This window comes from Clostridium beijerinckii (genome assembly GCF_008705175.1).
Taxonomy (GTDB): domain Bacteria; phylum Bacillota; class Clostridia; order Clostridiales; family Clostridiaceae; genus Clostridium; species Clostridium beijerinckii.
This window is the reverse complement of the sequence record NZ_CP043998.1, coordinates 563,999-586,444: the sequence shown is the minus strand read 5'-3', so window position 1 is coordinate 586,444 and position 22,446 is coordinate 563,999. Positions and strand designations below refer to the sequence as shown.

Genomic DNA, 22,446 nt, shown 5'->3' with positions numbered 1-22,446 from the left:
TATTTATACTTCTGTAAATCTACTCAAATTTAAATCCTTTAAGTAACTCCCCCAAAGAGGTTCCACTTTCATCACTATTGTCAATATAATCAAGATATTCTTTATTATTTTCTACAGCTTCTTTTATACTTAATGCTATTCTTTTTTCTTCTCTATTGATACTTAATACCTTGACCTTTACTTTTTGATTAACTTCCAACACATCTGAAGGCTTTGCAATATGTTCATCTGTAATCTCTGTTATATGAACCAAACCTTCTATTCCATCAAATAACTCAACAAATGCGCCAAATGCAGTAAGACGTACAACTTTTCCTTCAAGTATATCTCCTTCATTAATGTCATTGCTATGAACTGTCCATGGCTCTTTAGTTACATCTTTTAATATTAATGATAATCTTTCATTTTTTCTATCCACACTACCTATAAATACTTCTACCTTATCTCCCTCTTTAACTATATCTTCAGGCCTATTTACTCTCTCCCATGATAAATCTGAAATATGAATTAATCCTTCTACTCCTCCAATGTCAACAAATGCTCCGAACTTAACTATTTTCTTAACAACACCGTTTCTTTTCTCTCCCTCTTTTAAGTCATCCCATATATTTTTCTTATTTTTGTTATATTCTTCTTCTTCAAGAATTCTTCTTGAAGCTATAACTCTTTTATTGTTAAAGTCTAATTCAGTGATTCTAACATCTAAATCTCTTCCTACCAAATTACTAAGCTGGATTCTTTCTCTACTTGCAAGGGAGCCTGGGATAAAGACTTTTATGTTGCCATAATATGCAATCACTCCACCTTTAGTTTCTTCTTTCACATGTACTTTAACATTCTTTTCTTCTTTAAAGCATTCACTTAATTCTTCTCTATCCTTTATTTCTAAAGCTTTTATTAAAGAAAGTTCAACATACCCCTCACCATCATTTGGAGATATGACATAAACATAAATTTCATCATCTTTACTGACTACTTCCATTGGATCCCTGTCATCTATAGATACCTCTTCTTTAGCTATTAATCCATCGAAAGCATAATCTATATTAACCGAAACCTCCTTATCGTTTACATCTATAACCTTACCTTTTAATACATCTCCTCTATTTAGTCTTTTTACATCATATTGATTTAAAAGTTCGCTCATATTGCTTTCTAATTCTTCATTGGACATAGTATAATTCACTCCTCATTATAATTTTTCTTACTTACAATAATAGTCTAATAGAATCTTTTACACAAGTACGGTTTACTGTGCTACAAATATAATTATAATATAATCATTTTAAATTTAATCCTCATATTATCTTAATATAAAAATCCATATTGTTTTAATCTAATTATTCCCAAAATTATTTGCAATTTCATTATACAGTATCAAATACCATTTAAAAAGATATGAAATAACCATTATAAGAGAGAGATAATAACCTTTATTACGATATACAATTATAATCATCCTTTTTAGTCTTTTTTCATCGCTTTTCCATATTGTGTATAAGGAATCTTTTTTATATAATAAGTACATAATCTTTTAAGGGGTGATCACTATTCGTAAGATTAAAAAAAAATATGTTTTAACTATATTTTTAACATTCATATTTATATTTTCTAATTTATCTTTAGATGCTATGTCATTTATAGGTATAAATACATCTAACAATACTACAGTCGCCTTTGCTAAATCAACTGGTAGTAGCAGTCGGTCAAGCTCCAGCGGCAGCAAATTTAGTTCTGGCAGTTCAAAATCAAGTAATGGATTTAGTTCGGGATCTTTTAGTGGATCAAGTTCTTCTAGTAAATCCTCAACAAACACAAGTGGTGATTCAAGTAGTTCAAAGAGTGGTGAAGGATTTAAATCTGGTAATTTTTCGAATAGTGATTCTTCAAACTCAAATTCAAAGAATTCTTCTTCATCTTCAAGTAGTGGTGGATCACAAGGATTTAGTAGCGGTTCTTATTCTACAACTGATAAAAGTAGAACCACTGACCCTTCAACTTCTTCTAATACAAATGATAATAAAAATACTAATACTCAAACATATAATAGTGGTTCCAACAGACATTCATTCTGGCCATTCTTTGGTGGAGGATACTTTTATAGACCATTTTATTTTGGTTCACCAGCAAGTTCATTAATTAACACCTTAGTTTTAGCTGGAGTATTCGTACTAGCTATTATATTAATAAAAAAATATTTAAATAATAAAAGAAAATAAAAATTATTTGGAGGTATAGGCATGGGAATTTTTTCAAGGATGTCAAATATGATTAAGGCAAAAGTAAACAACTCATTAGATGAAATGGAAAATCCAGTTGAATTATTAGACCAAAAACTAAGAGATATGGATGAACAATTCAATAAAGCAAAATTAAGTTCAGCTCAAATTTTAGGTAATGTTCATGAAATTGAGAAAAAACTAGATTCTGCTAAAAAGGAATCTGAAGATTATGATCAAAAGGTTAGATTAGCACTAAGTAAAGGAAATGAAGAATTAGCTAAAAGAGCATTAGCTAAAAAAGTTGAAACAGATAAAAAGGCTGCTTCTCTACAAGCAAGCTATGATAATGCTAAAATACAAGCAGATACTTTAAAGGCAAACTTACGTGCTTTAGAAGAAGAAATAACAAAAACTAGGAGTTACAGAGATGAGGCAGCTGCAAGATTTGCAAATGCTGAAGCTTCTCAAAAAGTTAATGAAGTTCTTGCTAATGTTCAAACTAAAAATAACTCAATACAAATTGATAGTATAGAAAGAAAAATTCAACGTAAAGAATCTCTTGCTCAAGGTTTAGGTGAATTAAGAGACCTAGATGATTTTGATAGCGAATTTAAGAAATTAGATGAAGTTGATTTGGATCTTGAATTAGCAAAATATAAATCTAATTAGGTGATAAGACATGGATAATGATAAGGACCTAAATTTTATCAACGAAGAACGAAGGTATTGGGGCAAAATTTATACAGATATAACTTATGCTATAAGTGAAATATCCCCATTTATTTCAGAAAGAGATTCAAAGATAAGAAAATATTTCTCTAAGTCACCTATTCTTAAGGACTATATGAAGCTTTTAGATTCTGCTGAAGCTGACTGCAAGAAAAAATCCTTATTTTCAATGTTTAAATCTAGTCCTAGCATAAACTTACTTCAAGATTTTAAAGCTAAAAATAGAGAAAACTTTAAACAGTTAGAAAAATGCTCTCATTGTGAATGCTTGAGTTGTGCATTTGATTGTAATTTCAAAAAATGTTCAAGCTGTAGAAGCAGTTCTCTAATTTGCTCCTGTGATAAAGAAAGAGTCAATGTAAGAAAATTTGATAATTTTATGCTAGAACTTACTAACAACGATACTGGTATCTCTTCAAAATATAATGTTTTAGCTGTCGTTGAAGACTGTACTTTAGATAATTTGTATATTCTTCTAGAAAATTCCAACAACTCTAATGATAAGCTAGTACTATACTATTACCCTGGAATAAAAGAAGATAGTTACGGAGAGATAACTGATCCCAACGAATTTGATTTTGTAGTAGAAACTTATCAAAATGCAGAGTAGTACTATTAAAAATCTATTATCTAATAATATAAAAGTTATAGTTCGAAGTTGATTTATAAAAGCAAATCTTTCTCAGAATAAAATGGAGATACGTATCTTTATAATAAAGATACGTATCTCCATTTTTACTAGTTACTCATAAGTTTAAATTTTCAAAATCAATATGATTCTTATATCTATAATACTTTAACCTTCATCATACATTGAAAATTGTTGTATTTCTAATTCTTTTCTCTTTTCCATCTCATTGAAACAATAATTTATTATATCGCTTCTTTTTATTATCCCTATAAAAGTACCATCATCATCTGTTACAGGCACAAAATTTTGACTTACAGCTAACGATATTAAGCTTTCTATATTTGAAGTTATAGAAACAGACCTATGAGTTGTTTTTCTATAAATGTCTTTAACTTTAACAGATTCTATGTTTTTAAAATTCAAATTATGTGTATTTTTTAGCTTCCACAATAGATCTCCTTCTGTTAGCGTTCCAACATATTTTCCTTCTCTATCTATAATAGGAATAGCTGTATATCCGTAGCATTCCATTTTCTCCATAACTTGTTTCATAGTTGCATCTTGATTTTCACATATAACTTCATTTTTTGGTGTAAGAAAAAAGGCTATATTCATAAATAAAATCCTTTCATTCAATGTATTCGTTTTGTTCTTCTTCACAAAACTATTTTATCATATCTCGGATTAAATTTCTTTAACTAAATTCTTACTTATTTCTGAATATATACTGAAATCACCTTTTTTTCTCACTATTCTCTAACTTATAGATATAATTTAAGTACGCTTCATCTTTCAATACACTATTAACTTCGTTATATCCATTCTCTCCTTGAAGAGTCTTTTTAACCAGAACTTCGCATAAAACATTGCACTTACATTTCGGACAAGTGCCTACAGCTGCAAATCTCCAATTTAAAAGCTTTATAGGAGTTTGTAAATCAATTTTTTTTCCACATTTAGGACACTTTAGCATTAATTTTTCTTCTTTTATTTTTATACTCTCAAGATCTGATACCTGTATGGCAGGCATATTATATATATCTTTAACTATATAATTTTTTATCACTCTAGAATTATATACTCTTCTAAATACCTCTACGGTATATTTTGCATCATTTAAAGCATCATGTAATTTTGTATCATCTACTTTAATTTTTAATTCATCTAAAGCTGACTTAAGCCCCAATGCTTTTTTATGAGCTAAAATTTTAGTAACATATTCTTGAATATCGAGATATTCGTTTAACCATCTTAAATCATTATAATTATAATGATGGGCATTAATAATTAATTCTGCAACGTCATCCTTTGCCCATGAACATAAAACATCTCCATCTTCAAACATATCCTTTAATTTACTTATAGCTTCTTCAAAAGATACTCCTTTTTCATTAAGTATATCCATATCTATTTTAGTGATTTCTGTTACTATTGGATTAATTACCGGAAATATTTTAGGCTTAATATATTCCCTAATTTCTTTTATAGGTTTCATATATTTATCTACTTTTACTGCACCTATTTCTATAATTTCATTTTCCAAACTTATTGAATCAAACTCGCCATATTTTTCAAAAAAATCTTTTTGATAATTAGTTATATTTTTTAAATTATTAAATTCTAAGTCAATAATAATGTACCCCATGCTTAATCCTTTCTAATGCTAATTTTTAATTCTTTAAACTCAATTATTTATACTTCTATCCCCGCAAGCTTCATTAAATGAATTGCATTTTGTGTTGTACTTCTTCCTTCTCTAAGAATATAGTCAAATTTGATTTTATTATTTTCATAAAATTCTCTAAAATTATAATTTATTATCTCTTCACTTTCATTTTCTAAATCACATAATTCAAAGTCATGAGTAGAAACAAGCCCAACCCCTCCGTATTTAATTAATTGTTTAATCAATACAGATGCACCAGTATGCCTATCTCTTGAATTAGTTCCCTTAAATATTTCGTCTAGTAGAAAAAATACACTTTTTCCTCTTTTGCACGCCTCTATTAATATTTTTATTCTTAAAATTTCTGCATAAAATGATGAAATATTCTCTTCTAAATTATCTTTTGTTCTCATGCAAGTGTATATCTTCATAATTCCACAAGAAAATTTATCCGCATGCACTGGTGCTCCGATGTAACTTAAAACCAGATTAGTACCAAGTGTTCTTAAAAATGTACTTTTCCCAGACATATTGGAACCCGTGATTAAAGAAACCTTTTGATTACCCGTCATCGAAAATGTATTTTCAACTCCTTTTTCTCCTAATAAAGGATGACCTATATTCACTGCAGTTATTTCATTTTTATCTAAAATAACAGGATACGTCCAATTTTCATTTTCAAATGGCAAATTACATACACTAACTAATGCATCTATTTTATGCATTACTTCTAACCAGCCTTTAAGTTTATTCCCATTCTTTTCTCTCCATTTTTCTAAACTTCTTAATAGAAATACATCAGAAAATAATAATATATTAAATAACAGATAATATGCATTATATGAACTATTTCCTATCCAATCCAAGATATTAGAAAAAGCTTTCATCTCTTCCTTACAACTTAATTTATCACTTTTCAACTTTCCTTGTAAATTCTTTAAATATTGTGAATCAAAATTTTCTTCTTCTATTAGAAATAAAATTTTACTATACCCATATATGCTATTTTTTATGGATTCAAATAATTTAATCTCTGTACCCATGCTTTTAGATAACACTTTAACAACGATAAAGTTCACCATAAGATTTAAAAGTAGAAATGATTGTGGTATTACCTTTACTATTGCTAAATATATCGAGAAAATTGTTACTAAAATAAAAGTACATGCGATAACAATTCTCAGCGGACTTGATGATTCTGTCCCTTCACTCCAATTAATTAAGTTATCTAAGTCTATATCTTTTGATTTTTTCAAACTGCCCTCAAGAACTAAATTTTGCCTCCAGACAGCTTTACTACTCAATTCCTTTACAGCTTCTTGTCTTTCAGCAATATCAAGCTTATTCAAATTCCCTTCATTTTTTAATAATTTTACTAGTTCTTCTCTTCCTCCTTTAGTTACTGTATCATTAATATATTGAAAAATCGAGTTATTGCCAAATACGTCCAAATCATCTATAAATGGATGCTTATAGTCCAAATACTCTGAACCAGAATCCTCGAAACTCGTAAAATCACCACTTAATCTTTTTATTCCCTTCTCATTAATTTTCATTATCGTATTTATCTTTTCTCTGTATTGAATTATATTATTGTGATAAAATATCAAAACAATAAATATACCAATAAAAAATATAGTTGAGATCAATATTAGATTTAATTTATTCTGACTATATAATATATAATCAGTTAATACCCCTAAAATCACTACAAACAACCTGCTCCATCCAATAATTTTCACCTTATAGTTCAGGTCTTTTGTTTGTCTTAAACATCGTTGTATGTTCTCTTTATAAAATTCTTCTGCTAAACTCATAATTCCTCCTAACATAATAATTTTATTTTTATAAGCAATCTTTTTGTTGACTATAAACTAAACTTCGTAATTTAAATTTAAACAAAACTCAAATGATTAATATAAATTAAACTATTGTTCCAATTCTATATCACAAATAAAATAAAGCACATTAAGATATCTTATTTTTAATTCAGGATATTTTAACCTACCTTGTTATCTTGTGCAATCTATTTTATTATTACCTCATATCCATTTTAGCTTTATGTAGTGAGTAATTCATATATAAAATACATATTCTATAAGTATAATATTACCATAATAAATTCGATTTATATTCCTTTGTTTAAATTATTTTTTCATTAAACTTATAGATATTATTAAAACACTAAGATAATTTTTTTATTTAAGTCAGAGACATCTACCTAATATGTGATTTTATTAACTCCAAGGATTAAAATTAAAAGGATTATTTCCAATATAACCTTGAAAATAATCCTCAATCTCTATTAAAGTTAATCTAGTCTATTCTTTAGATAAGCACTTGTATATCTCATCCAAATTGTATCTCATAGCTTCTATATAATTTTTGTCATCTTCTTTTGATTCTAATGTAAGTATTGGAACTACATCAGCTTGAACTTCTTTTGCTAAAGTTTCCGAAACTTTAGGGCTCGCTAACGACTCTGAAAAAACAGTCTTTATATTATTATCTTTACAAAAACTTACTAAGTCTTTTAATTGCTTAGGAGTTGGCTCACCCTCTGCAAATAAATTTTCTACTGATTTTTGAGTCAATCCGAAGTCTCTGCATAAATATCCAAATGCAGCGTGACCTGTTATGAAATTTTTCTTACTTAATGTATCAAATTTGGGTTTATATTCACTATATAAACTCTCTAATTCCTCTTTAAACTTATTGTAGTTTTCTTCATAATAATCCTTATTTTTCTCATCTAACTTTACTAGTGTATCTTTTATATTACTTGATTGGATTTCAGCATTTTTTAAACTTAGCCAAGCATGTGGATCAACCGCATCCCCCTCTTGCCTGGTTTCTATACCAGTACTTGAATCTACAACAATTACATTAGTATTCTTAATAGCTTCATTTACTTGACCTACCCATTCTTCCATGCCTAAGCCATTATAAATAAACGCATTACTCTTTGTTAATTCCTGAAAATCTTTGGTTTTAGGCTCATAATCATGTGGCTCCATATTATCAGGAACTAGACATATAACATCGGCTTTATCACCAGCTATCTTCTCTGCGAATTCTTTTAATGGATATATTGAAACTGCAATTTTTAATTTATCTTCAGTTTTGTTTTGTATTCCAGTATTTGCATTAGCTCCACATCCGATTAGCATAAAACTTACTAATACCGCTAGCGCTCCCGAAATTATTTTCTTCTTCATATTATACCTCCAGTTTGCATCTGATTTGCATTTGCAACTCTGTTTATAATATTACTGTTAAAGTTTAAATATGTCAAGATTAGTTAAATATTAATTTAGGATAGTATTATCAATTCAAATTAATTAAATTATAATCATACTTATTTCTATCAAGAATAATCTTTTCTATTTTTTGACATGTAAAGAAAATTACTTGCTCAAAATTTTCATCCATAAGAAGATTTAGTGCCCGCTCTCTTCTCTCATCATCATATTGGACAAGAGCATCATCTAAAAATATTGGGATTCTTTTATTTTTAAACAACATATTTATAAATGATAACCTTAATGCTAAATACAGTTGATCCTTAGCACCATTGCTTAGTATTTCCCCTTCGAATAGCATTCCTTTATTTCTAATCTTTAGCTTATAGTCTTCTGATATCTTAGCTTCTTCGTAATCATCATTTGTTAAGAAATTAAATTTCTTTATAATTTTCTTATTCATATCTGGTCCAATATTCTTTTTTATCTCATCAAATGCTTCTTGAATCAAATTACTAGCTAACTCTAATGCTTTAAATTCTTTCTCCAACTTTTTAGTTTTTTCTTCATTCATTAATATTTCTTCTTCTATCTCTGAAATCTCCCTTTTACCTAAATACCTTTTTTCTATAAGATGTTCTAAATCCTTTATCTCCTTCTCGATTTTCAACAATTCATTAGACTTCGCTCTAATCTCTGAGTCTATTTCTTCTTCAGATTCATAAGAATAGTTTATGTCCTGACTAATAATTTGTTTCATTTCTTCCTTTATTTCATCTATATTTCTATCTTTTATTAAAACCTTATATGTTTCCTCTACACTTTTCAATGCACTTTTAATTTCATTCATTTTATTTATTTTTTCTTTATACTCTCTCAACTTAACATGCATATCTACTATTTCTATATTTTCTAATCCAAGTACATGAGTTTTTTTTCTTATCTCATCATCTTTATCAGCTAATTGTTCATTTATATTTTCTATATCCTTATTAATTGTATTAATCTCGTATTCCTTTATAAGTATTTCTTCTTTTTGTTTTTCATAGAATTCCAATTGTTCTAGCACCTCATCTAAAGACTTGCATCCTAAAACATTATACAAAGATGCTATCACACCTTTATTTCTATTATAATTTGATTTTAATTTAGTAATATCGTATCTGTTAATCTCCTCTTCCTTATTTTTTATTAATAAAATCATATTATCTTTATAATCTATATACTTATCATATTGATTTATCTTACTAATAAAATCTTCATAAGATACTGAATTAGTTTTCTTTATATAAACATCTAATCTTTTTTCATATTCTTCTATTCTTTCTTTTAGCTCATCAATTGATATATTATTTTTCCTAAAAATCTCTGAACTTTTAATTAATAAGGAATATTTGAAATATACTATTCCTATTATAATAAATATAGGTATAAATATAATCATAATGGGAATTATTTGCTTCAACATACTGTATATAAAAGCAGAAATGCAAATTGCTCCAATAAAATAAATACAATTTATTTTTTTATTTAAGCTATTTAAGTCTCCTTCCGACTTACTATAATCCTGATTCTCCATTTTATATTTTAATTCCTTTAATCCTTCTTTATAAGAATTAAGTAATCTCTCTATTTCTTCTCTATTATTTTTTATAAAATCTAAGTTACTAATGCTAGAAGCCTGCTTGCTTATATCCATCTTGAATCCAGCTATTGAATTTTTTATATTTATGATATCATTAAGTTTTTCTTCTAAATTCCTCTGGTCAACTTTTAATGTATATATTTTTTCTTTTATATTACTTCCCATCGAAGAAAAAACTTTATAATTTATCATTTTTTCGTTTTTTACTCTTAATTCTTCTTCTGATTTATAAAGTTTATTTAACTTTTCTTGTTTTACGTCTAATAAACTTAGATATCTAGCACACCTTTCATTAATTTCATCCAAATATTCAGCTGTTATATATTCCTCACCCTTTTTAAGTTCTTCGATTATTGCATCCTGTTTTCTTTTAAGCTGCTCCCCTTTAACTAAATAGCTACTTATTTCTTTGTAGTCTTTTTGAAGTTTTATCTTCTTAATGTACTTTTTATATAAATCTAGCTTTTGAATTTGTTCTTTTATGTTGCTTTTAGCATCTTTCTTCCTTAATAAGTTTTCCTCATTTTGCACGTTTTCTTCAGCTAATTTATATGCTTCCCATAACTCTGTTTTTAGTGAATTATTTTTCTCTTTTAATAAATCAATCTCTCCACCTTTTCTTATTCCTAGCAATTGCTTCTTCTTCTTTTCTAATTTCTCAATTACTTTTTTTACAGAAGTATTTTCATCTCCAACATTGTAAACATTGGTTAGCTTCTCCATTATTTCTTCTTCCTTATCTTTAGATATAACTACTCCTAATTGTCCTATAAATAACGTCTTTATAAAAGTAGATAAATTTATATCGAAGAAATACCTTCCCGGCTCATTTCTATATTCTATTTGTAAGCTCTCTCCCGTTATTTCATCTAAGATTTCGCATTCATCTTCTTTTTTTGTTATACCAAATCTTCTTTTTATAATGTAGCTTTTTCCTTCATGTTCTATCATTAATTCTCCAGAAATATTCTCTCCAGATAGAGGCATGTATCTTTTTCTATCGTTTAGTTTACTTCTAGAATTTTCAATCCCATACAACCATATCTTGATAAAATTCTCAATTGAACTTTTTCCCTTTTCGTTTTTTCCATAAATTAAATTGAATCCTCTGCTTAAATCTAGGCTTTTATCTTTAATCCCTGCAAAAGCTTTTATATTTATTTTTTTAACTATCAAAAGCTTTCACCTCTTTCATAAAACTTACTTGAATACAATTTCTTTCGATACTATTTTCGAATGTATTAATTCTATAATTTATAAATCTCTCTTTAATCAATTTACATCTCATTAATTCTTACCTCTTCACCTGAGATGCTTTGAATTCCTATCTTTAAAGCCAAAGAAATAATTTCTCTATCTTCCTCCGTTGTAACATTCTGTAGCTCTTCATATATTTTTTTTGCAAATATGCTTTTTAATGAGTACCCTTTTATCAATTCGGTTATATCTAACTTAATTTCACTTTTGTCAATAATCTTCACAAAATAGAATTCATCTTTAAGTAGTTCTTCAAGTAATTCTTCACTTAATGAAAATTCATCAGATATTTGCCCTTTTAAAATAATCTTATAAAAATTATTCTTTCTATCATCCTTAGGTATTTCTGATATAATTCTATTTTTTACTTCGTTATATCCAAAGCACCCGTCAATATTTATTCCCTTCTCATAGTAATTTCTTACTGATGTTCTAATAAACCGGCTTTCTACAAATCTATTCTTAATCTCTAATAATACTATTCCTTTCTCTTCAAGCTCATCAAACCCCCTTCCTTGAGGGCATCCGCTATAACTGTAATATGTGTTACCTATCTTCTTAACTTCCGAAAACTTATGTCTGTGTCCTAGTGCTATATAATCCAAATCGCTTTTAATTATATCTTCTTCCATAATTGGATTGTAATTATTTCCTTCCTTTACACTAGAAACTTCTCCATGTATAACCATTATGTTGTTATATCCGTTGATTCTTTCAACATCTTTTAACAAGGATTTACTGACATGTGTGGTATTAAACCCAGCTCCCCAAACAACAGTCTTTAAATCCTCTAATATTACTTTTTCAACACTTCCTTTAAAAATATGAACATTACTTGGCCAATCTACAATGCTATAGAAAGATTTTTCATTAAAAGGATCATGATTTCCAGGACTTATAAAAACTTTTACCTTGCTAATATTTTCAAAACAGCTTTTTATAAAATGAAGTGTAGTTTTCTTTACAGATAAATTATCAAATACATCTCCTGCTATTAGTAAAATATCTATTTCTTCATTTAAAGTTATTAGCATTATGTTCTCAAAAACTTGTTTTAATTCTTCTTTACTCTTTAGTGCTAGCTTTGGTGTCATTCCACTAAAAGGAGTATCAAAATGTATATCTGCTATATGTAAAATTTTAATTTTTCTCATACTATCACACCTAAACTTTTTTATATAACGAACTTTTGTTCTAATTTTACCACGAAATTTGCGAACAGTCCAAAATGATTATTATGCACGTTTATAATTCAAACCTCTATATAATATTTACTCAAAAAACAGGAGATGTATTATACCTTTGTATAATACATCTCCCATTTTTTAGAATATGATTAGATTATCCTAACATACATAGAAACAATATTAAATTATAAAATTTCATTAGATTCTATGTTCATATTCTTCTACCATTCTTTTTACCATTTCTCCGCCTACTGAACCACATTGTCTAGAACTCAAGTTACCATTGTATTCTTTAAATGGTATTCCTAGTTCTTGAGCTACTTCGTCCTTGAATTTTTCCAAGCCACGTCTTGCTTCTGGAACTAATGTCCTATTATTGTTGTTTGACATAACGATCCCCTCCTCGGCTAATTGATAGAATCAGTAAACAAAACTCTAAAAATTTTATCTACCGATAATAGTATTTTAACCTTACGATTATTTATTATTCTCATTAATATAAGGACATTCTTCAATATTTATCCTCTATTAAATATTAAAATAGGAATCTCTACTCAATATAAATTTATCGATTTTACTATTGCACTACTAAATTCAATTTATTCTATACAACTATCTCTTTAAATGTTGTTTCTATATCTCTTTTTATATCAGTAAATATATCACTCTTATCTTTAATAAAAGAATTTAGCAAATCAATGGTTATTGAATTCAATTCAATAATATCTTTATCTGTAATTAAATTATCAGCCTTGCCTCTTTGTAAATACTTATTCATATCCTTAAAGAATCTATACACTTCATCTTTAATTAAATCCTTTGACATTAAGTCTTCTTTCATATTTAATAATCTTTTTCTAATATCTAATGCTTTTAATGGAAATAGTAAATACATGTTTTTTTCGCTTAATTGCTTAAAATCATATTTCCATCCTTTGATTATATTAATTGTATAATCTAGATTTTTTTCCTTAGCTTCTGATTTAATTGGATACACATCAGGAACTTCAATATTGGAATTCAATATTATCATGGATTTAGAATATTTATCCTTCAAAGCATATTCACTTTTATTTACACTTTTCCTCTTTTTTGCATTAAGGCTTATTACATTGTTATTATTCGATAAATTTACCTTAGTTATCATTATTGCTATATTTTCAGCATCGTTAGCGTGAAACTGTACCCTGTATTCAAACTTCCTATACTCATCTTCTGCTAGTATCTTCAAATCATAATTTGAATCTTCTAACTTAATATCTTCATTTATATCTATATTTTTTTTAGTCTTATTATATTTCATTCTCGCATCCATATTTAAATCATCATTATATAATGAATTTACAAGCTCAATTATTGTTGTATTATTTAACAAAAAAATTCTCTCAATAATTTTATTTAGGTTCTTTATACCACCATTCTTATTGAATTCCTCATTATATCTTATTTTCGAGTTATTAGCTTCATCATCTTCTTTGAAGCAATTAAACTTCTCTCTAAAAGATATATAGGACTTATTGCTTTCTTTTTCATTAATAGTATTATTAGTTGATTTTGCCAATCTATTTTTATTCTCTATTCCTTTTTTTCTAACTTCGTTTAGCAAAACTAATTTATTCATATCGTATTCCACCTCACAATGGATTATTACCATAATATGTCTTCAATATTCAAATATTGAATGTATTTTATAATAGCTCATTCACAAGACACAAAATAGTTTTTATAAATACATAATTATTTATGTTTACATATAGTTCATTATATTAATAAAATTATATACTTTTTCTGGGAAAGGTCAAGTTATTTTCTACATTTTATACTAAATTATTCTCTTTTTACTTATTTTTAGCCAATTATTTACACAGATATACAAACCAATCAGATGCATTTCTGTAACTCTAAAATATATTTTTTTATAACCATACATTTTTGTACATAAAAAAGCCGTAGTACAACGTACTACGACCTTTGTGGCAGGGGCAGTAGGATTTGAACCCACAACCAATGGTTTTGGAGACCACTACTCTACCGTTGAGCCATACCCCTAAGACATTAAGTATTGTATCATGTGTTTATCATTTATGTCAACAATTTTATTATTTTAATTTTTAGTAATCATTCAAATCAATAAATTATTATAATAATCTTAACACCCCAATGCACCAAACAAACTTAACTAAATAGTAGTTTTTTTAAATACTTCTTGTTTAACTACTCATATTATTTTATAATAAAATATAATACTTTGATAGTCAAAATATTTTATTGTCGAATTTTTCGTGAAAGGATATATGTAAAATGAATTTTAATTCTCTTAAAATTGGAAATTTAGTTGCTCCTATTCCTATTATTCAAGGGGGTATGGGAATTGGTGTTTCATCTTCTAATTTAGCTGCTGCTGTTGCTAACGCTGGTGGAATTGGAATCATCTCTGCTGCGCAACTTGGTTATAATGAAGATGACTTTGAAAAGAACCCTTTAGAGGCGAATTTAAGGGCTTTAAAAAAACATATTACTATTGCTAAGGCTAAAGCGGTAAATGGCATTATAGGTATTAATGCTATGGTAGCAACTAATAATTATGAAGATCATATAAAAACTGCAATAGAAGCTGGAGTTGATTTAATAATCTCTGGTGCAGGACTTCCTACTATGTTACCTAAAATAGTAAAGAATTCCTCTGTAAAGATTGCACCAATAGTTTCTTCTTTAAAAGCAGCAAAAGTAATTTTGAAACTTTGGGATAAGCACGATAATGTAGCTCCAGATCTTGTTGTAATTGAGGGACCAAAAGCTGGCGGTCATTTGGGCTTTAAAGTTGAAGAGTTAGAAGATGAAAATTTAGATTTTGATAAATCTGTTGTAGATATAATAAATGAAACAAAGAAGTACGCTGAAAAATATAATAAAGAAATCCCAGTAGTAGTTGCTGGTGGTGTTTTTGATGGATATGATATTGCTAAATATTTAAAATTAGGTGCTAGCGGCGTTCAAATGGCAACTAGATTTGTAGCAACTGAAGAATGTGATGCTTCGGATGAGTTTAAAAATGCCTATGTTAATTGTAACAAAGATGATATTCAAATAGTAAAAAGTCCTGTTGGAATGCCAGGTAGAGCTATGAAGAATACATTTGTAAAAAGAACTAGCTCTGAGAGAGAGAAAATAACTCATTGTTATAATTGTTTAACACCTTGTAACCCTGCTAACACACCTTATTGTATAAGCAAGGCTTTAATAAATGCAGTAAAGGGTAACCTTGATGAAGGTCTCATATTCTGTGGTGAGAATGCAAGCAGAATAACAAAAATCACAACAGTAAAAGAGCTTATGGATGAATTAGTATCTGAAATTAAGAAAGCTTAAAAAATAGACTATTTCAAAGAACTTCCTTATCACGAGGATATCTTTGAGATAGTCTATTTTATTTACAATAATATTATTTTAGCATTTCATCTATAAACTATACATTTTTGAAAGCTATTACTTCAACCTCGCATAGTACTCCTTTAGGAAGCTCCTTTACGGCAACGCATGAACGTGCTGGATTACTAATAAAATACTTAGCATATACTTCATTAAAGCTAGCAAAATCACTCATATTTGCAATAAAGCAAGTAGTCTTAATTACATTTTCAAAATTAATATCATTAGCTTCTAATATAGCCGATATATTTTTCATTACCTGAGTTGCCTGCTCTTCTATATTACTTCCTACAACCTCACCTGTTGATGGATCTAACGGTATTTGTCCTGATGTAAATAATATATTTCCAAAGCCTACCGCCTGAGAATATGGCCCAATTGCTGCTGGCGCCTTTTTTGTATTTGTTACTTTTAACATTTTTAATTCCTCCACATCAAATTAATTTAATAATTTATTTATTTAAAACCTTAAAAGAAAATTTAAGAATGATCTTACATTTTCCTTAAGTTTTATCTCTTATTTACAATTAAACTCATATTATGCTATACGTTTAATATATACACTCTTAATACATATGATTAGCCATACTCAACTATTTTGTTATAGTTAAATCAACAATATTATTATCACATAAGTTTTGTATTTCATCACGTAAAACTTTTTTGTTCATCTGTAAGGATTTTATAAACTTTAATCCTATATCCTTATTTCTTTATTATTTCTGCAGTGGCTTTTCCACTTTTATCTTCTCTCTCACCAGCATATCCTTTGTCACTTGAAGTTACTATTCCTACTCTATACAACTTTCATTTCATCTCCACACCTTATTTTTCCACCAACAATAACTTTTGCAAACACACCATTTCTAGGCATAATGCAATCTCCCATTTTCTTATAAATCTCACAGTGATTGTGGCACTCTTTTCCTATTTGAGTAATTTCCAAAACAACATCGTTGCATCTTAGTATTGCCCCGATAGGCAGCTTGGTAAATTCAATTCCTTCTACTACAAGATTTTCACCAAAAGCTCCATCTATTACATTGGCACCTTTATTATTAAATTCTTCTATTTTTTCATAAGACAATAAGCTTACTTGCCTATGCCAATCTCCTGCATGAGCATCACTTTCTATTCCAAAGTTTTCTATAAATTTTCCCTCCTGAATATTCTTCTTTTGCGTGCCACGTTTTTCACTAATGCATACAGCTACTACTTTCCCCATAATCATCCTCCAATCTGTGACATTTTCTTTATTTCAATATTGCTAGATTTCTTTTCTTTATTAAATTCATGCTGTTCTGGTTTACTTAATATACCTCTTTTTATTTCATCTGTTAATTCTTTTTCATTAATTCCATTTCTAATTAAACCTTTTAGATCTAGTCCAGTACCGTAGCATAGGCATGGTTTCAAGAACCCATCAGCGGTAATTCTAATTCTATTACAATTTTCACAAAACTCATTACTCACTGCACTTATAAATCCTATATGTCCCTTAAATTGTTCATTCTTATAATATACGGCTGGCCCATTACCATTAGCTACTTTTAATCTTGAGAATTTTCCATACTCCTTCTCAAGTATATTTAATATTTCTATGCTTGATATTCCTTCAAAGGATTCTCCTAATCCAATAGGCATCATTTCTATGAATCTAACATCTATATTTTTATCTTTACTTATAGCTGCAATATTTACTATTTCATCAAAATTAAAATTCTTAATTGGAACACTATTTATTTTTATTTTTACTCCTATATTTTGAGCTTCTTTTATACCTCTAATAACTTCATCAAATTTATCTCTTCTAGTTATATCGTTGAATTTTTCTTTTATTAGAGTATCTAAACTAATATTTATACTATCAATTCCTGAACTTTTTAATTCATGAATTTTATCATAAAGAAATACTCCATTTGTAGTTAATGTAACATTTTTTACAAGTGGAAGTTCTTTTATTGACCTTATTAAATCTGTAACATCATCTCTAAGTAGTGGTTCCCCACCAGTTACTTTAATCTTTTGAATTCCTAATTTGGAGGCACTCTTGCAGATTTTAATAATTTCATCAAAAGTTAAAATTTCATTATTCATTAAAGTAGCAACTCTATCTTCTGGCATACAATATTTACACCTAAAATTGCATTTATCAGTTATAGATATCCTAAGATAATCTATATTACGTCCATATAAATCTAACAAAATCAGTATACCTCCTTATATACTTAAATTGATCCTATACTCCATTATTTATAAAATTGTATCTATCTACTGTTTTCTATATCTCCACTTTTCCCACCTGTTTTTTTATGCAAATAAATTTTATTTATCTCCATATTTTTATCCATAGCTTTACACATATCATATATAGTAAGAAGCGCTACTGATACTCCTGTTAATGCTTCCATTTCAACACCGGTTTTACCATTCACTTTAACAGTACATGTAGCTTCAACTTCAAATCTTTCTTCAAACAATTCAAAATCGATACTACTTTTTGTGATCATGAGAACATGGCACATTGGTATTAATTCTGATGTTCTTTTAGTTGCCATTATTCCTGCAACTCTTGCAACACCTAAAACATCTCCTTTTTTGGATGTCATATTTTTTATTGCATCAAATACATCTTTATTTACTTTTATTCTTCCTTTTGCCATAGCCGTTCTTTCTGTCACCTCTTTATTGGTTACATCAACCATTATTGCATTTCCATTATTATCAAAGTGAGTTAAATCCATTAATATTCTCCTCCTTTTCTACATGCCCTTTCCAAATCCGCAATTGGGATAAGTGCATGTATCACATGATAAACATAAGCCACCATGACCCATTAGAGCTAAATCCTTGCCACTTAACTTTATATCTGCCATTATTCTTGGTAGTACTAAATCAAAGATAGTTCGCTTAGAATACATTACACATCCTGGCAGTCCGATTATGGGAATAGTATCTTTATAATATGATAGAAGGAACATTGCTCCTGGTAATACGGGCGCTCCATATGATATAACTTTAGCACCTGTACTTTTTATCGCACTCGGTGTAAGATCATCAGGATCAACACTCATACCTCCTGTACAAACCACCATATCTGCACCCTTTTCTAAGAATTTGTTGATAGCATTAGTTATGTTTTTAAGGTCATCATTAACTATTTCTTGTCCTAGAATCTCAGCATTATATTCTGATAATTTCTCTATTATAACAGGACCAAAAGAATCCTTAATTCGTCTATAATATACTTCATTACCTGTTGTAACAATTCCAACTTTCTTACTCTTAAACTTTATAATATTAAGCAGCGGCTCGTTTCTTCCTATTTTTATAGCTTCAGTCATCTTTTCTTTTTCGATAATTAGTGGGATAATTCTAGTTCCGGCCAATTTATCTCCTTTTTTAACCAAAAAATTATTATGACGTGTAGCTATCATCATTTCTCCTAATGAATTAATCATATTTAATCTATTCACATCAATTTGTAGAAGTCCGTCAACGTCTGCTATAAGATCAACTTTTCCTTCTTTCACGTCGCTTCCACTTATGTTCTTTCCTTTACATATATTAAATAAAATATCTGCTGCTTCATTTTCATGCAGCATTCCTTCACTTTTTTCCCATATATAAATATTATCCTTACCAAGTGAAAGTAATACTGGCACATCTTCTTCCCTAATAATATGCCCTTTTTTAAAAGCAACATCTTTAGTTACACCTTTTATTATCTGTGTAATATCATGACATAAAACTTGACCAACAGCCTCTGTTGTTTTTATCATTTTCATTATTATACCCCTCCCTTCTAATTATATCTTTGATATATAATAACTTTAATATCGCTTTATTTAATTTTGTATTATGAAAAGGTATTTTATATATCAATAAACTCGAATAAAACTTTTATTGCTCCCCCACAAGCCATACCAAGTTTTGAAGCAGCTGAATTTGACAAATCATATTTCTCTATTAATGATTCTTTACTTTTAACTAGATCTAACGCTTGTTCATACACCGCATTTTCTACGCTTCCCCCACCTACAGTCCCTATAAATTCTTTATTCTCGTATACAAGCATCTTAGCCCCAACCCCTCTAGGTGATGATCCACGTTTTTCGATTATTGTCGCAAGAACCATAGGTTCCTTTCTATTACATATTTGATTTAAAATAATCTCTTCTATATTGCTGCTTTCTTTTTTATTCTTCTCTAAAATTAATTCTCCAGCTATACTTACAGCTATCTCTGCCGGAGTCTGTCCACCCAATTTAAGTCCAATTGGAGTATGAACTTTGTCTAGTTGCTCTTTTGTGTATCCGCTTTCTAACATATTATTAATAACAAAAGCAACTTTACTTTTACTTCCGATCATACCCACATAAAAAAAATCATTTTGTAATATCTTTTCCAAACATTTTCTATCATCTTTATGTCCTCTAGTAATAATCACAAAGTAAGTGCTTTTATTAGGCTTTATTTCTTCTATTGCTTCATTAAAATCTTTACAAAAGACTTTATCTGCTATTGGAAATCTTTCATTATTCGCAAATTCAGTTCTATCATCTATAATAGTTACATTGAAATCTAACATCTTGGCAATATTGCATAAAGGTAATGCAATATGTCCTCCACCACACATAACTAAATGAGGTTTGCCTACCACATACTCTATAAACAATTCCATATTACTTTCTAACTTGACTACACAAGTCCCTTTGTTAAAATCTAATGTCTTCAACATAGAATTCCAAAAATCTTCTAGGCTCTCATCCTCTATAATAATGTCATTTTCACTTTTAAGAAGCTTCTGCCCCACAATATCTTTCCCATTGTAAATTCCGCTAATTACAGTAACTACATTGATTTCGCCTCTTTCATGTAGTGCATTGACTAAATTACTATAAAAATTTTTTTTCATATTAAATCACCTTATATCTTTATTTTTTATGCTTAATTAATTGCGTTAAATATCTACAAACGCTCAACTTACACTGAACGCATGCCTTTATTAATATTATTATCTGTATAAAAAATTCTTCAACTCTTCTCTAGTATCGATATCCATCAATTCTATTTCATTCATTATTCTAACCTGCTCTAAATCATCAAGGTGTTTTTTCATGATGGACTTACCACCAATATCTCCTTTTAAACCGAGTAGTTCATTTTTATATTTCTTAGAGAATATAGTTGGATTTCCAAGGTTGTCCGCATACTCTAAACAAGCCATTCCCTTATTACTTTTTATAAATCTATCAATTAATATTTCAATGCTCGATAATGATATAAACGGTTGATCACATACCATAAACATATAAGCATCAGCTTCCATATCTCCTTCAATTCCAAGTCTTATAGAATGTGATATGCCAAGTTCACTATTCTTATTCATAATAACTTCAATTGTTTGCTTCAATAAAGCTTCCACTATTTCTTCATATTGAGTAACTAAAATTATCTTATTAAAATTTATTTTAATAATTTTTTCTACCACATTCATGTACATAGGTTTATTGCTTACTGTCGCTAATAATTTATTTCCTTGAAATCTACTACTATTTCCTGCAGCTAGTAAAATTAAATTTATTTTCATAACTTCAATTCTCAGTTATGCCTATGATTTCTTTTTGCATAACTTTCCCTTCATTACTTCATTTTAATTTTTTTATACCCAATCACAGCCGCTCCAATTGCACCTGCATATTGACAAAACTCATTAGTTATTACTTTTCTGTTAAGATAACTTTCAAGCGTTGTTCTAAATGTTTCCGATAATGCTAAGCCTCCGCTAAAAAATATGTCTCCTTGCAAATTTAATTTTTGTGCAAAGTTAGCTGTTCTTTTGGAAATTGAATGAATTATTCCAAGGGCAATATCACCTCTATGAATGTCTTTTGCAAGAAGACTAATAATTTCACTTTCAGCAAAAACAGTACACATACTAGATATACTTACTGGATTTCTATCTTTCACAAAACCATCAATATTCACCATATTTTCTTCTAAAATTCTCATCATGACATCAACAAATCTACCAGTCCCAGCAGCACATTTATCATTCATTAGAAAATCCACAACATTTAATGAGTTATCTAGCAAAATAGCTTTAGAATCTTGCCCTCCTATATCTATAACTCCTCTAATAGTAGGATTAAGAAATACTGCACCTTGTGCGTGACAAGTTATTTCAGTGACAGTTTTATCAGCTTCCTCTAATAAATTCCTACCATACCCCGTAGCTATGGTATATTTTACATCCTTAGAATGGAGTTCATCATAGACTTTACGAATGCTATCTTTTGGTTTTGCAGATGTCTTTATAATCGTAGTCTTAACAATTGTTTTGCCATTAAATAATACACCTTTTGTAGTTGTGGAACCAGAATCAATTCCTAAAGTATATTTAATCATAATTTATCACCTTATATTCTTAGTTAA

General features: G+C 28.4%; 22 protein-coding genes and 1 tRNA gene. 4 read left to right on the top strand and 19 right to left on the bottom strand.

Features of this window, described 5'->3' with window-relative positions; all coding sequences use genetic code 11:
* Positions 1-19 precede the first annotated feature (19 nt).
* Positions 20-1,174, bottom strand: a complete 1,155-nt coding sequence (gene rpsA / locus F3K33_RS02910; protein ID WP_039770326.1) for a 30S ribosomal protein S1 — start codon at positions 1,172-1,174, stop codon at positions 20-22.
* 457 nt (positions 1,175-1,631) lie between these two features.
* Between rpsA and F3K33_RS02905 the strand changes: the two genes are divergently transcribed.
* From F3K33_RS02905 to F3K33_RS02895, 3 genes are read left to right on the top strand one after another with little or no spacing between them, the layout of a single operon-like run.
* Positions 1,632-2,219, top strand: a complete 588-nt coding sequence (locus F3K33_RS02905) for a hypothetical protein (protein WP_207715502.1) — start codon at positions 1,632-1,634, stop codon at positions 2,217-2,219.
* Between the two features lie 21 nt (positions 2,220-2,240).
* Positions 2,241-2,891: a PspA/IM30 family protein gene (locus F3K33_RS02900; RefSeq protein WP_011967831.1), complete on the top strand. Its 651-nt coding sequence runs from the start codon at positions 2,241-2,243 to the stop codon at positions 2,889-2,891.
* Positions 2,892-2,901: 10 nt separating this feature from the next.
* A complete protein-coding gene (locus F3K33_RS02895) occupies positions 2,902-3,561 on the top strand; it encodes a hypothetical protein (RefSeq protein WP_023973729.1) in 660 nt (219 codons plus the stop codon).
* A gap of 186 nt (positions 3,562-3,747) precedes the next feature.
* Here the strand turns inward: F3K33_RS02895 and F3K33_RS02890 are convergent, their stop codons facing one another.
* From F3K33_RS02890 to F3K33_RS02850, 10 genes are all read right to left on the bottom strand, one after another.
* A complete protein-coding gene (locus F3K33_RS02890) occupies positions 3,748-4,197 on the bottom strand; it encodes a CBS domain-containing protein (RefSeq protein WP_011967829.1) in 450 nt (149 codons plus the stop codon).
* 118 nt (positions 4,198-4,315) lie between these two features.
* On the bottom strand, positions 4,316-5,227 hold the full coding sequence (locus tag F3K33_RS02885; protein WP_011967828.1) for a 3'-5' exonuclease: 912 nt from the start codon (positions 5,225-5,227) through the stop codon (positions 4,316-4,318).
* Positions 5,228-5,274: 47 nt separating this feature from the next.
* Positions 5,275-7,065 (bottom strand): MutS family DNA mismatch repair protein, encoded by a 1,791-nt coding sequence (locus tag F3K33_RS02880; protein ID WP_023973730.1) that lies wholly within the window; start codon positions 7,063-7,065, stop codon positions 5,275-5,277.
* Positions 7,066-7,569: 504 nt separating this feature from the next.
* Positions 7,570-8,466, bottom strand: a complete 897-nt coding sequence (locus tag F3K33_RS02875) for a metal ABC transporter solute-binding protein, Zn/Mn family (protein WP_011967826.1) — start codon at positions 8,464-8,466, stop codon at positions 7,570-7,572.
* A 109-nt stretch (positions 8,467-8,575) separates the two neighbouring features.
* Positions 8,576-11,311 (bottom strand): AAA family ATPase, encoded by a 2,736-nt coding sequence (locus F3K33_RS02870; protein WP_039770329.1) that lies wholly within the window; start codon positions 11,309-11,311, stop codon positions 8,576-8,578.
* The gene (locus tag F3K33_RS26930; RefSeq protein ID WP_274596493.1) at positions 11,301-11,423 is read right to left on the bottom strand and encodes a hypothetical protein; all 123 of its coding nucleotides are present in this window, start codon (positions 11,421-11,423) and stop codon (positions 11,301-11,303) included. Before F3K33_RS26930 ends, F3K33_RS02870 begins: the two co-directional genes overlap by 11 nt.
* Positions 11,413-12,546, bottom strand: coding sequence for a metallophosphoesterase family protein (locus tag F3K33_RS02865; protein ID WP_039770331.1), 1,134 nt, complete (start codon positions 12,544-12,546; stop codon positions 11,413-11,415). The genes F3K33_RS26930 and F3K33_RS02865 overlap by 11 nt, the downstream gene beginning before the upstream one ends.
* Positions 12,547-12,777: 231 nt before the next feature.
* Positions 12,778-12,969, bottom strand: a complete 192-nt coding sequence (locus F3K33_RS02860; RefSeq protein WP_011967823.1) for an alpha/beta-type small acid-soluble spore protein — start codon at positions 12,967-12,969, stop codon at positions 12,778-12,780.
* A 214-nt stretch (positions 12,970-13,183) separates the two neighbouring features.
* On the bottom strand, positions 13,184-14,200 hold the full coding sequence (locus F3K33_RS02855; RefSeq protein WP_039770333.1) for a hypothetical protein: 1,017 nt from the start codon (positions 14,198-14,200) through the stop codon (positions 13,184-13,186).
* A gap of 353 nt (positions 14,201-14,553) precedes the next feature.
* Positions 14,554-14,628 (bottom strand) — tRNA-Trp (locus tag F3K33_RS02850).
* A 252-nt stretch (positions 14,629-14,880) separates the two neighbouring features.
* On the opposite strand from F3K33_RS02850, the gene F3K33_RS02845 reads away from it, so the two are divergent.
* Positions 14,881-15,948 (top strand): NAD(P)H-dependent flavin oxidoreductase, encoded by a 1,068-nt coding sequence (locus tag F3K33_RS02845; protein WP_039770335.1) that lies wholly within the window; start codon positions 14,881-14,883, stop codon positions 15,946-15,948.
* 97 nt (positions 15,949-16,045) lie between these two features.
* Here the strand turns inward: F3K33_RS02845 and F3K33_RS02840 are convergent, their stop codons facing one another.
* From F3K33_RS02840 to F3K33_RS02800, 8 genes are all read right to left on the bottom strand, one after another.
* Complete coding sequence (locus F3K33_RS02840; RefSeq protein ID WP_039770337.1) at positions 16,046-16,426, bottom strand: RidA family protein; 381 nt, start codon at positions 16,424-16,426, stop codon at positions 16,046-16,048.
* A 378-nt stretch (positions 16,427-16,804) separates the two neighbouring features.
* On the bottom strand, positions 16,805-17,233 hold the full coding sequence (locus F3K33_RS02830; protein WP_039770339.1) for an MOSC domain-containing protein: 429 nt from the start codon (positions 17,231-17,233) through the stop codon (positions 16,805-16,807).
* Between the two features lie 2 nt (positions 17,234-17,235).
* A complete protein-coding gene (moaA, locus tag F3K33_RS02825; RefSeq protein ID WP_039770340.1) occupies positions 17,236-18,213 on the bottom strand; it encodes a GTP 3',8-cyclase MoaA in 978 nt (325 codons plus the stop codon).
* A 62-nt stretch (positions 18,214-18,275) separates the two neighbouring features.
* On the bottom strand, positions 18,276-18,752 hold the full coding sequence (moaC, locus tag F3K33_RS02820) for a cyclic pyranopterin monophosphate synthase MoaC (protein WP_039770343.1): 477 nt from the start codon (positions 18,750-18,752) through the stop codon (positions 18,276-18,278).
* An 18-nt stretch (positions 18,753-18,770) separates the two neighbouring features.
* On the bottom strand, positions 18,771-19,796 hold the full coding sequence (locus tag F3K33_RS02815) for a molybdopterin-binding protein (RefSeq protein WP_039770344.1): 1,026 nt from the start codon (positions 19,794-19,796) through the stop codon (positions 18,771-18,773).
* Between the two features lie 86 nt (positions 19,797-19,882).
* Positions 19,883-20,926, bottom strand: coding sequence for an XdhC family protein (locus tag F3K33_RS02810; RefSeq protein WP_039770346.1), 1,044 nt, complete (start codon positions 20,924-20,926; stop codon positions 19,883-19,885).
* Between the two features lie 99 nt (positions 20,927-21,025).
* Positions 21,026-21,601 carry a nucleotidyltransferase family protein gene (locus F3K33_RS02805; protein ID WP_039770348.1) on the bottom strand — a complete coding sequence of 192 codons (576 nt, stop codon included), beginning with the start codon at positions 21,599-21,601 and terminating at the stop codon, positions 21,026-21,028.
* 53 nt (positions 21,602-21,654) lie between these two features.
* Positions 21,655-22,419: an acyl-CoA dehydratase activase gene (locus F3K33_RS02800; RefSeq protein WP_039770350.1), complete on the bottom strand. Its 765-nt coding sequence runs from the start codon at positions 22,417-22,419 to the stop codon at positions 21,655-21,657.
* Between the last annotated feature and the right edge of the window lie 27 nt (positions 22,420-22,446).